Genomic DNA, 11,526 nt, shown 5'->3' on the forward strand with positions numbered 1-11,526 from the left:
GTCGTCTCTGTGGGCCTCGACGCCGCCGTCAACGCCCGCGCCAACACGTACCGATTCCCACCCGGCGGCGGCAAGTACATCCGGGCAGCCCTCACCGAGCTGCAGGGATTCCGCCCGTACGGCTACACGATCACGATCGACGGGGAGCGCCGGGAGATGCCCGGCACGCTGGTGGCGGTCGCCAACGGGACCTACTTCGGTGGAGGCATGAAGATCGCGCCGGAGGCGCAGCTCGACGACGGCCTGGCCGAGGTGGTCCTGGCGAGCGCCCTCAGCCCGTGGCAGGCGATGCGGATCTTCCCGCGTCTGTACGAGGGCACGCACGTGCACCACGACGCCGTCGAGGTGATCCGGGCGCGCGAGATCACGATCGAACCGCTGGCACCACACCCGGACCCACCAGAGGCCTACGGGGATGGAGAGCACATCGGTGCCGTGCCGATGAGGATCGCCGTGGAGCCGGGTGCCCTGAGGATGCTCTCACCGCACGTACGCTGAGAGACATGTCGTCACCTGCCGAGCGGTACGCGGCGGCGATGCGCCGGCAGGCGCACGAACGCACCGAGCTCGCGGCCTTCACCAACACGCTCGAGTTCGAGCTCGACGCCTTCCAGATCTCTTCCTGCGAGGCCGTCGAGGCTGGGCACGGCGTGCTGGTCGCGGCACCCACCGGTGCCGGCAAGACCGTGGTGGGGGAGTTCGCCGTCCACCTCGCGCTCGTGCAGGGACGCAAGGCGTTCTACACCACGCCGATCAAGGCCCTCAGCAACCAGAAGTACCCGGACCTGGTGCGCCGACACGGTCAGGCCTCGGTGGGTCTGCTCACCGGAGACACGTCCGTGAACGGCGATGCACCGGTGGTGGTGATGACCACCGAGGTGCTGCGCAACATGCTGTACGCGGGTTCACCCACACTCGCCGGACTCGGCTTCGTGGTGATGGACGAGGTGCACTATCTCGCCGACCGGTTCCGTGGGCCGGTATGGGAGGAGGTGATCCTGCACCTGCCCCTCGACGTGCAGGTGGTCTCACTCTCCGCCACCGTCTCGAATGCCGAGGAGTTCGGCGACTGGCTCTCGGAGGTGCGCGGCGAGTGCGAGGTGATCGTCTCCGAACATCGCCCGGTGCCGTTGTGGCAGCACGTCATGGTCGGGAGCGGGCTGCACGACCTGTACTCGGCCGATGTGGACCCGACCAGCCCGGGCGTGACGCCGCCGATCTCGCACGATCTCGTCGAGGCGATCCGCTCGGTCGAACGTTCCGGTGACCGCCGCCGAGGCGGGCGAGAGAGCCGGAACCGCAGCCGCGGCCGTTACCACCAGCGCCGATCGATGGTCCGGCCACCTGCGCGCGGGGTGGTGGTCGACCGGCTCGATCGGGCCGGGTTGCTGCCCGCGATCGTGTTCATCTTCTCCCGCGCCGCGTGCGACGCCGCGGTGTCGCAGGTGGTGCACTCCGGTGTGCGGCTGACCACGCCGGCCGAGCGGCACCAGATCGCCGACCTGATCGCTGAGCGCACCGCGGCGCTCCCGCCGGAGGATCTGGACGTGCTGGGCTTCGACGCCTGGGAGCACGCTTTGCTCTCGGGCGTGGCCGCGCACCATGCCGGCATGCTGCCGGTCTTCAAGGAGACGGTGGAGGCGCTCTTCACCCAGGGTCTGGTCAAGGTCGTCTTCGCCACCGAGACGCTCGCACTGGGCATCAACATGCCGGCACGTTCAGTGGTCCTCGAGAAGCTCGTCAAGTGGGACGGCAGCAGCCACGCCGCGATCACCGCGGGGGAGTACACCCAGCTGACCGGTCGCGCGGGGCGGCGTGGCATCGACGTGGAGGGTCACGCCGTGGTGCTCTACGCCTCCGGTCTGGATCCCGTGGCGCTGGCCGGCCTCGCCTCGCGTCGCACCTATCCTCTGCGTTCCTCGTTCCGGCCCACGTACAACATGGCCGTGAACCTGATCGCGACGGCAGGGTGGGAGCGAGCCCGCGAGGTGCTGGAGACCTCCTTCGCCCAGTTCCAGGCGGACCGGGCAGTCGTGGGCCTCGCGCGCCGGGCACGCCAGCACAGCGAGGCACTCGCCGGGTACGCCGACTCGATGGCCTGCCACCTGGGCGACTTCGCCGAGTACATGGACCTGCGCCGATCGATCTCCGACCTCGAGTCCGAGCTGTCCCGATCGCGGTCCCGTGCCCAGCGCGAGTCGGTCGCTCAGACCCTCGGGTCGTTGAGTCGTGGCGACGTGATCCAGCTCCCGAGCGGGCGCCGCGCCGGCTTCGCCGTCGTCCTGGAACCGCCGACGGCGGTGGGTCTGGAGGGTGGTTCGGTCACCGTGCTCACGGGCGAGGGTCAGGTGCGCCGCCTCGTGGGCAGCGAGGTTCCGTACGGGACCAGTTCGGTCACACGCGTGAGGATCCCGAAGGCGTTCAGCGGTCGGCGGCCGAAGGATCGGCGCGACCTCGTCTCGTCGATGCGAAACGCGCTCGGTGCGCTCGGCCAAGCCCGTCCCGAGCGGATACGCACGCCGCCTGCGGCTCGTGAGGACCGGCTCACCGCACTCAAGGCCCAGCTGCGGGCGCACCCGTGCCACGGCTGCGCCGACCGCGATGAGCACGCCAGGTGGGCGCATCGCTACGTCAAGCTGCGGGATGAGCACGAGGGGCTGCTGGCGCGCATCGAGGGCCGAACGTCCTCGATCGCCCGCGAGTTCGACAAGGTGTGTGGCGTTCTTGCCCAGCTCGGGTACCTGTCCGAGACCGGGTCGAGCACCCAGGTCACCGAGCGAGGGGAGTGGCTCCGGCGCGTCTACTCCGAGCAGGACCTGCTCGTGGTCGAGGCGCTTCGGCGAGGACTGTGGAACGAGCTCGACCCTGCCGGCCTCGCAGCCGTGGTCGCTGCGGTGCTCTATGAGTCACGCTCCGACGACGCCTCGCCCCGACCCCGGCTCAAGAACCGGGTTGTGTCCGACGCGGTCGACGCGACCGATGCGCTTGCCCGCGATCTGGCCGCGATCGAGGCGGAGGCCGGGCTGACGCCACGTTCGCCGCTCGACCTCGGACTGGTCGCGGCCGTGGACGCATGGTCGCGTGGCGCACACCTCGACGCGGTGATCACCACTGACCTGGCCGCTGGCGACTTCGTGCGGTGGTCGAAGCAGGTCATCGATCTGCTTGACCAGCTCACCGATGCCGCGCCCTCGCCCGATCTGCGGGACACCGCACACCGCGCGGTGCGGGCGGTGCGGCGCGGGATCGTCGCACTGGGGTCCGTGTGACCCGTGTCGAGCAAGTCCGGCCGTTCACGATGCGGTCCGCGCGCCGCCACGTGGTGGACACGTAGCCGACGCACTCCCTGACACACCGACCGACACGCCGACTGGGCGAAGAAATCCTTCAACTAGCCGCAGCGCGCTGACCAGGGCAAATGCCCGTGACCTGCGGCGACGCACGCTTGGCGTCTCGGCCGAACGTCGGTATGTTCGCTGCCTGTACTGCTGCAGGGCAAGCCCAGCGCAGTCACCGACCAGGCCCGCGCGTTCACTAGAAAACGGGGTCCCGAGACCGGGGCAGCGGACCGAAGTTCGTGCGGGCCGGTCGGTGCCAGCTCCGGGGCTCGGCGCTCAGGTTGGCCGTCTATCCTGAGCCAGTGCCTCAACTCCCGCCGCGACGACTGACGACCGCGGCGATGGCGGTCGCCGGAGGACTGCTCACCGACACCTCGTTCCCGCAGCGCAACTGGTGGCCGATGGCCATCGTGGGCGTGGCGCTGCTCGTGCTGGCGCTGCGACGTGACTCGGCGCGCTGGGGCGCCGCCGTGGGCTTCCTGTGGGGGATCGCGTTCTTCCTCCCGCACATCTGGTGGGCAAACGATGCAGTGGGAGTGATTCCATGGCTTGCCCTCTCGGTCGCCGAGTCCGGGATCGTCGCGGCCACCTGCGCGGTCTGGGTCTGGGTGCGGCGAGGAACGCTGGTGAATCGGCTGATCCTCGCCCAGTCGTTACTGTTCGGGGTCGTCTGGGCCGTGGGCGAACAGGTGCGCCAGGTCTGGCCGTTCGGTGGCTTCCCGTGGGGGCGGCTCGCGTTCTCGCAGACGGACTCGCCGCTGCTGCGGTTGGCGTCGCTCGGTGGGGCGCCGTTGGTCAGCGCGGTCGTAGCTGTGCTGGGCTTCCTGCTCGCCAGCGTGGCTGTGACGCTGCGCCGCGCCGACACAGTGCGTGTGATCGGCGCTCCCGCAGCCGTAGCCGCCGTCCTTGCGGGCAGCCTGCTGGTGCCGCTCGGTACGAATGCCTCCGGCGGGTCACTGCGGGTGGGAGCCGTTCAGGGGAATGTCGCGGAGCCCGGACTCGGCGCCTTCGCCAACGCCTACGAGGTGCTCACGAACCACGTGGAGGGCACCGAGGCACTGGCCGAGCAGGTCGGCCCCGGTGGCGTGGACATGGTGCTCTGGCCCGAGAACTCCTCCGACTTCAACCCGCGCGTCTACGAGGATGCGCGCGTCCTGGTCGAACGCGCCGTCGACGCGGTCGGTGTCCCGCTGCTGTTCGGCACCGACCGGTACGCCGAAGCCGCCGACGAGCCAGATGGCGTCGACGCGCGCTACAACGAGATGGTGCTGTGGCTGCCGGACCAAGGCCCGGTGTTCGCGTACGCGAAGCAGATCCCAGCCGCCTTCGCCGAGTACATCCCCATGCGGGACATCGCTCGGATCTTCTCCTCCGCCGTCGATCTCGTGAGTGTCGACATGGCACGGGGGACCGAGATCGCTGTGGTGCCGGTGCCGATCGCCTCGCTCGACCGGGACGTGCCGGTCGGCACGATCATCTGCTTCGAGGTGGCCTACGACGCCCTGATCCGGGAGTCGGTGGTCGGGGGCGCTGAAGTGCTGTTTGTCCCGACCAACAACGCATCGTTCGGCTACACGGCGGAGTCGGAGCAGCAGTTGGCGATGTCCCGCTTCCGGGCGGTGGAGCACGGTCGCGCGACTCTGCAGATCTCGACCGTGGGTGTCAGCGGGGTGATCGCCCCGAACGGCGTGGTGCTGCAGACCACCGGACACTTCACGGCGGAGGAACTGGTCGCGACGCTGCCGCTGCGAACCGAGCTCACCATCAGCGACAGGCTGGGCGACGCCCCGGTCGTCGCGTTCACGTTGCTGACCGTGCTGTCGCTGCTGACCGGCATCGTCACCGCTCCCCGGGCGAAGCGGCGCCGATGAAGACACTTGTCATCATGCCCACGTACAACGAGCGGGAAGCACTGCCGATCAGCGTGGCGCACCTGCGGGCTACCGTGCCCGAGGTCGATGTACTCGTGGTCGACGACGCCTCACCCGATGGCACGGGTGCGTGGGCAGAGGCCGCGGCTGCCACAGACCCGCAGCTGAACGTGCTGCATCGGGCTGGCAAGGAGGGCCTCGGGCGCGCTTACCTCGATGGCTTCCGATGGGCGCTGGCGCGCGACTATGACGCCGTGGTGGAGATGGACGCCGACGGCTCGCATCGACCTGAGGACCTACCGGCGCTGCTCGCCGCGGCGCAGGCGACGCCGCGCCCCGACCTGGTGATCGGCTCGCGCTGGGTAGAGGGAGGCGCGGTCGTGAACTGGCCGTGGACCCGGCAGCTCATCAGCAAACTCGGGACCGGTTATGCGCGCGTGGCGCTGCGTCTGACGGTGCGCGACGCTACTGCGGGGTTCCGCGTCTATCCCGCGCGTACGCTGCAGCGGCTGCCGCTGGCGCAGGTCGAGTCGCAGGGTTACTGCTTCCAGATCGACATGACGTGGCGCGTCGCACGGGCGCGCGGGCGGATCGTCGAGGTGCCGATCACGTTCGTCGAGCGCACTCAGGGGACATCAAAGATGAGCCGGGCGATCGCTCTGGAGGCGATCACCCGGCTCACCGAGTGGGGTCTGGACGATCGTCGACGGCGGTGGAGGCTGCGCGTCGACCGGTGGGGTCAGGCGCTGCGTCGCCGCGCCTGACCGCTGCGCAGCAGCGCCAGACGCTCGTCGAGCAGCTCCTCGAGCTCACCGACGGTGCGGCGCTCGAGCAGCATGTCCCAGTGGGTGCGCTGCTTCTTCGTGGGCTTGGGCTCAGGGCGGGTTGCGTCGCGGAGCAGCGCCTCGCCGCCATCGGGTGCCTCCCAGACCGGGGGCACATCGGCGTCAGCGCTGAACGGGATCACGATGACCCGGCCGTCCGGGCAGTCGTAGACAGCCTCGATGCGCGGGGCGAACTCGACGCCGGATTCGGACTCCAGGCTGTTCGCACCGATCTTCATCCCTCGCAGGGAACGTTCGGCCATGTCTCCTCCTTCGCGTACGTGCAGGCGTGGGTGATGCTGCGCCGTACTCCTTGTTCAACGGCCTATCATTCAGTGGTGTTCCGCGCAGCTGGTGAAGGTGGTGTGAAGCCTTCCGGCCTCACGTGCGCAGATCTGCCGCCGATGTGACCACGGATACGCTGGTGGCGTGCAGATGACCTATCGACAACTCGGCCGATCAGGCCTCACCGTCTCGACCGTCGGTCTCGGGTGCAACGCGTTCGGCTCGACCATAGCGCCCGAGGGCGTCCAGGGCGTGGTGGATGCGGCGATCGAGACCGGGATCACCTTGTTCGACACCGCCGACGTGTACGGCGGTGAACCTGGACAGAGCGAGCAGCTGCTGGGCCAGGCGCTCGGATCCCGACGCGACCAGGTGGTGGTGGCGACCAAGTTCGGGATGGACATGCGCGGGGTCAATGGGCCCGACTGGGGTGTGCGCGGTTCCCGGCGGTACATCCGCACCGCGGTGGAGGCCTCGCTCCGGCGCCTGGGAACCGACCGCATCGACCTGTACCAGATGCACCGCTACGACCCGCTGACGCCTCTCGAGGAGACACTGGCGGCACTGCAGGAGCTCGTGGTCGAGGGCAAGGTCCGCTACCTGGGTTCGTCGAACTTCACCGGCTGGCAGATCGTGGACGCGGACTGGATCGCCCGGACTGCGGGCGGTAGTCCGATGATCTCGATCCAGAACGCGTACTCGCTGCTCGATCGCGGGATCGAGGCCGAGGTGATCCCGGCCGCCGAGCACGTGGGCGCGGGGCTGCTGCCGTACTTCCCGCTGGCGTCCGGCCTGTTGACCGGCAAGTACCGGCGCGGCGAGGCAGCCCCCGAGGGCACCCGCCTCACGCGCCGCCCGGAGCGGCTCGAGGCTGCGAACTTCGACATGATCGAGGCGATCGGCGCCTTCGCCGACGCTCGCGAGGTCTCGATGGCCACGGTGGCGATCGGCTATCTGGCGGCCCAGGAGGTCGTCGGCTCGGTGATCAGCGGGGCTTCACGACCCGAGCAGGTGCGGTCGAACGCGGCCGCACTCGCGTGGCAGCCGAGCGCCGAGGATCTTGCCGAGCTGGATCGGATCACCGGGTCGACCGCGTGAGGGGTTCGGTGGTCGTGAGCGTCAGCATCGACGGCGAGCACCGATTCAGCAAGGCGCCCGTCGACCGTATCCACGTGCGGGAAGGGATCGGAGTCGACGGTGACGCTCACGCCGGCGCCACCGTGCAGCACCGATCGCGGGTCAAGCGCGACCCCAGTCAGCCCAATCTCCGGCAGGTTCACCTCATCCACGCTGAGCTTCTGGACGAGGTCAACGAGCTCGTGCACGACGTCCGCCCCGGCACGCTCGGTGAGAACGTACTGACCCGCGGTCTGGACCTGCTCGGCCTGCCCCGCGACACACGCCTGCGCATCGGCGACGCGGTGCTGCGAGTCACCGGTCTGCGCAATCCCTGCCAGCAGATCGACGACGCACGCCCGGGGCTGCTCAGGCTCGTGGTCGGCCGCGCCTCGGACGGCACGATCGTGAGGCGATGCGGCGTCATGACTGTCGTCGAGCGGTCGGGAGACATCTCGCCCGGCGATGCGATCGTCGTCGACCTTCCCACTGGAGAACAGGTTCCGCTGGAACCGGTCTGATCAATCCGGTGCGGCCGGCTGCGACGCCTCGCGAAGGCGGTCTCCGAGGCGGCGAACCTCCTCCGCCAGCTCGGGTGGCGCGAGGACCCGAAAGGGCGCGGCGATCTCCGCGAGCCTGACGGCGTACCAGTCTGGCGTGCTGGTCGTGCCCCGCAGCCGCGTATGCCCGTCCGGGAGGGGGTCCAGGCGTCCCAGCTGCCGCGGGAGCCAGCAGCGCACGTGGTCGAGGGGCGCCTCGATGATCACCTCGACCTCGAGCAGCCAACCTTCCGAGAGGTGCTCTTCGACGGCCGCCAGCAGATCGAGCCCTGGCGGCGGATCGAACGGATCCTGCAAGGGGTGGACCGATTCGATCCGGTCCACCCGGTAGAGCCGCCTGGCCTCACGCTCGCGCGACCAGCACAGGACGTACCAGTAGCCACGGCGGGGGATGACGCCCCACGGATCGATCGTGGTGGTGAACGAGTGGTGTCCCCGGTACCGGATCTGCGTGGCGCGCTGGTCGCTCGCCGCCTGCAGCAGCTGCGCGACGATCGCGCCGTCGACCTCGGGGCCGCGTGGGGGAGTGGGCACCAGAGCGCGCAGGCTGTCCACAGACGCAGCGAGCGTTGCTGGGAGCACGCGGGTGAGCTTGGCCAGGGCGCGCCCGGCGGCGTCGTCTCGGCCGTGTCGGCTCTCGACCGCCGCCATCGTCAGCCCGAGGGCCTCCGACATGGTGAAGGTCAGCGGCGGCGGGCGAAATCCGCGGCCGATCTGGTAGCCGCCGTAACGACCAGGTGTCGACTCGACCGGGATGTCGGCCTCACGCAGGATCGCGACGTAGCGGCGTGCCGCGCGGTCGGAGACTCCCAGGCGCTCGCCGAGCGCGGCGGCTGTGATCCCGGGACTGTCCTGGATCTCGGAGAGGGCCAGCAGCGCACGCGCAGTGGGGCTGTCGCCGTCAGGAGCCATCCGCGAAACGTTAGCTGAGCGTCCAGTCCGCCGGTGGGTCCTCGCCCACGCGGCCGTCGATCGCCTCACGGATGAGGTCGGCATGGCCGGTGTGCCTGCCGTACTCCTCGACGAGGTCGTACAGCAGCCGGCGCAGGCTGACCACGAAGCCCTGGTCGGCGCCCATCGCGACCTGCTGCTCGAGCCCGCCGGCTGCGATCGCTGCGGCGATGCGGGTCCGCGAGCGGGTGATCGAGCTGTCCCACATCGCGTAGAGCTGCGCGGCGCTCAGGCCGCTGGTGTCGAACGTGTAGTCCTTCGGCTCCCCAGAGTAGTCGGACATGCCGGCCCAGGGCGGCCCGTAGGGTGCGCCATCGAGATTCGGGCCCCACTTCTCGTCCTCCACGCACGCGAGGTGCTTGAGCAGTCCGCCCAGCGTGAGCGACGACGCGGCCACGCTCCGTGCGAGCGCTTCCTCGTCGAGACCGTCCGCCTTCCACCGGAAGGTGGCCCGTTGTCGCTCCAGTGCTCCGAGCAGGTGCTCCACCTCGGAGCCGTCGAAGGGCGGTTCCCATGCGGGCATCTGATCCATGGCAGGACGATAGATCTGTACCCGGACGTTCCGGTGCCGCATTCGAGGAGGGCAGGGACATGACAGGATCACCGGGTGCCTGGCATGCCCGACTCAGACCGGCTGCGTGAGCTCACGCTGCTGCGTCGGGTGCGGGACCGCATCGACCGGGAGTACCAGGAGCCGCTCGACGTGCCGGCTCTGGCAGCGGGCGTCCACCTGTCGGCGGGCCATCTGAGCAGGCGGTTCAAGGAGGAGTTCGGGGAATCGCCGTACTCCTACCTCATGACGCGAAGGATCGAACGGGCTATGACCCTGCTACGCCGAGGCGACCTCTCCGTGACCGAGGTGTGCTTCGCCGTCGGCTCCTCGTCCTTGGGGACCTTCAGTACGAGGTTCAGCGAGCTGGTCGGGATGCCACCGAGCGAGTATCGGCACCGTGCACAGGCGGATGTGGGAAGCCTGCCGACCTGTGTGGTCAAGCGGGTGACGCGACCGATCAGGAATCGAGAAGCCAGCGCGCCTCCTGAGCCCCTAGCGTGAGCACATGGCGACCATCATCCACAGCACCTTCCTCCCGCACGACGACGCCGAGGCCGCCAAGGGCTTCTACCGCGACGTGCTCGGCTTCGAGATCCGGCAGGAGGTCGGTTACGGAGACATGTACTGGATCACCGTCGGTCCCCCCGGCCAGGCGGAGGTCAATATCGTGCTGCACCCGCCCGGCGCCGATCCGGGCATCACCGATGACGAGCGCCGCACCATCACCGAGATGATGGCCAAGGGCACCTACGCGAGCATCATGCTCGCCAGCGACGACGTGGACGCCACCTTCGCCCAGCTGGAGTCGAAGGGCGTCGAGATCTTGCAGGAGCCCACCGACCAGGACTGGGGAAAGCGCGACTGCGCCGTGCGCGACCCCGCCGGCAACACGATTCGCATCCAGCAGCAGTGACCGCGCCGCCACCGCGTTCAGCCGACCAGCGGCGTCAGGACACCGAGCGGTTGCTCGAGGCCGCGGTCGACATCTGGGTCGCCTCCGCCTCGTCCGACGGCGTCCCGTACCTGGTGCCGCTGTCTCACCACTGGGACGGGCAGACCCTGCTGCTCGCGACCTCGGCCGACAGCCGGACGTCGCAGAACTTGGTCACAAATGGCACGGTGCGACTGGCGGTCGGGCACACGCGCGATCTGTGCCTCATCGACGGCACGGTCGAGGCATTGGAGATGGCTGACCTCGCGCCCGGGCGCGCTGACGCTTTCGCCGCGCACGCCGGGTTCGATCCGCGTACGCTCACCACCCGGTACCTGTGGTTGCGAGTCGCACCACAGCGAGTTCAGGCCTGGCGAGAGGAGAACGAGATCGCGGGCCGCGAGCTCATGACGAACGGTCGGTGGACGGCCGGAGAGGACAGCACGGACGCATGACGATCACGCCGGCCGACAGCCACGACCTCATCCGGGTGCGTGGCGCCCGCGAGAACAACCTCAAGGACATCAGCGTCGAGATCCCGAAACGGCGGCTCACCGTGTTCACCGGCGTGTCCGGATCCGGCAAGAGCTCGCTGGTCTTCGACACGATCGCTGCCGAGTCCAAGCGGCTGATCGACGAGACGTACCCGGCGTTCGTGCAGGGGTTCATGCCGACACTCGAGCGCCCTGAGGTCGATGCCCTCGACGGCCTGACACCAGCGATCATCGTGGATCAGGAACGGCTGGGCTCCAACCCTCGCTCGACCGTGGGCACTGTGACCGACGCGAACGCGCTGCTGCGCATCCTCTTCAGCAGACTCGGCGACCCACACATCGGCTCGCCGAACGCCTACTCCTTCAACGTCCCGTCGGTGAGCGCCAGCGGCGCCATCACAGTGCAACGAGGCGGCAAGACGATCGCCGAGAAGGCGACCTTCAACCAGCTGGGTGGGATGTGTCCGAAGTGCGAGGGCCGAGGCTCGACCTCCGACTTCGATCTCACCGCGCTCTACGACGAGAGCAAGTCGATCGCCGAAGGCGCCCTGCTGATCCCCGGCTACGGCCCGGGCACCTGGTACGCGCGCATCTTCGAGGCCG

Annotated in this window: 11 protein-coding genes and 2 pseudogenes; 10 read left to right on the forward strand and 3 right to left on the reverse strand. The window is 69.2% G+C overall.

Annotated elements, in window-relative coordinates:
* From ACOJSN_RS18920 to ACOJSN_RS18935, 4 genes and pseudogenes are all read left to right on the forward strand, one after another.
* Nucleotides 1–498, forward strand: a pseudogene (locus ACOJSN_RS18920) (diacylglycerol kinase family lipid kinase); the annotation flags it as partial.
* A 5-nt stretch (nt 499–503) separates the two neighbouring features.
* A complete protein-coding gene (locus tag ACOJSN_RS18925; RefSeq protein ID WP_420114043.1) occupies nt 504–3,269 on the forward strand; it encodes a DEAD/DEAH box helicase in 2,766 nt (921 codons plus the stop codon).
* 371 nt (nt 3,270–3,640) lie between these two features.
* Complete coding sequence (gene lnt, locus ACOJSN_RS18930; protein ID WP_420114044.1) at nt 3,641–5,209, forward strand: apolipoprotein N-acyltransferase; 1,569 nt, start codon at nt 3,641–3,643, stop codon at nt 5,207–5,209.
* Complete coding sequence (locus ACOJSN_RS18935) at nt 5,206–5,973, forward strand: polyprenol monophosphomannose synthase (RefSeq protein ID WP_420114045.1); 768 nt, start codon at nt 5,206–5,208, stop codon at nt 5,971–5,973. Before lnt ends, ACOJSN_RS18935 begins: the two co-directional genes overlap by 4 nt.
* Here the strand turns inward: ACOJSN_RS18935 and ACOJSN_RS18940 are convergent.
* Entirely contained in the window at nt 5,949–6,296 is a 348-nt protein-coding gene (locus tag ACOJSN_RS18940; protein WP_420114046.1) for an RNA polymerase-binding protein RbpA, read from the reverse strand. The two genes, ACOJSN_RS18935 and ACOJSN_RS18940, sit on opposite strands and share 25 nt — an antisense overlap.
* 172 nt (nt 6,297–6,468) lie before the next feature.
* Between ACOJSN_RS18940 and ACOJSN_RS18945 the strand changes: the two genes are divergently transcribed.
* Nucleotides 6,469–7,416, forward strand: a complete 948-nt coding sequence (locus ACOJSN_RS18945; protein ID WP_420114052.1) for an aldo/keto reductase — start codon at nt 6,469–6,471, stop codon at nt 7,414–7,416.
* An 8-nt stretch (nt 7,417–7,424) separates the two neighbouring features.
* On the forward strand, nt 7,425–7,955 hold the full coding sequence (locus ACOJSN_RS18950; protein WP_420114053.1) for an MOSC domain-containing protein: 531 nt from the start codon (nt 7,425–7,427) through the stop codon (nt 7,953–7,955).
* Here ACOJSN_RS18950 and ACOJSN_RS18955 read toward each other — a convergent pair whose 3' ends face one another.
* The gene (locus ACOJSN_RS18955) at nt 7,956–8,906 is read right to left on the reverse strand and encodes a helix-turn-helix transcriptional regulator (protein ID WP_420114047.1); all 951 of its coding nucleotides are present in this window, start codon (nt 8,904–8,906) and stop codon (nt 7,956–7,958) included.
* A 10-nt stretch (nt 8,907–8,916) separates the two neighbouring features.
* On the reverse strand, nt 8,917–9,477 hold the full coding sequence (locus tag ACOJSN_RS18960; protein WP_420114048.1) for a DUF664 domain-containing protein: 561 nt from the start codon (nt 9,475–9,477) through the stop codon (nt 8,917–8,919).
* An 84-nt stretch (nt 9,478–9,561) separates the two neighbouring features.
* Here ACOJSN_RS18960 and ACOJSN_RS18965 point away from each other — a divergent pair, with 84 nt between their 5' ends.
* The 4 genes and pseudogenes from ACOJSN_RS18965 to ACOJSN_RS18980 all read left to right on the forward strand — a co-directional run.
* The gene (locus ACOJSN_RS18965) at nt 9,562–9,999 is read left to right on the forward strand and encodes a helix-turn-helix transcriptional regulator (protein ID WP_420114049.1); all 438 of its coding nucleotides are present in this window, start codon (nt 9,562–9,564) and stop codon (nt 9,997–9,999) included.
* Nucleotides 10,000–10,003: 4 nt separating this feature from the next.
* Nucleotides 10,004–10,411 (forward strand): VOC family protein, encoded by a 408-nt coding sequence (locus tag ACOJSN_RS18970; RefSeq protein WP_420114050.1) that lies wholly within the window; start codon nt 10,004–10,006, stop codon nt 10,409–10,411.
* Entirely contained in the window at nt 10,408–10,884 is a 477-nt protein-coding gene (locus ACOJSN_RS18975; RefSeq protein ID WP_420114051.1) for a pyridoxamine 5'-phosphate oxidase family protein, read from the forward strand. Before ACOJSN_RS18970 ends, ACOJSN_RS18975 begins: the two co-directional genes overlap by 4 nt.
* Nucleotides 10,881–11,526: pseudogene (locus ACOJSN_RS18980) on the forward strand (excinuclease ABC subunit UvrA); the annotation flags it as partial. The gene ACOJSN_RS18975 and the pseudogene ACOJSN_RS18980, both read left to right, overlap by 4 nt.

Origin of the sequence: Pseudactinotalea sp. (genome assembly GCF_048594945.1) — a bacterium.
GTDB lineage: Bacteria > Actinomycetota > Actinomycetes > Actinomycetales > Beutenbergiaceae > Pseudactinotalea.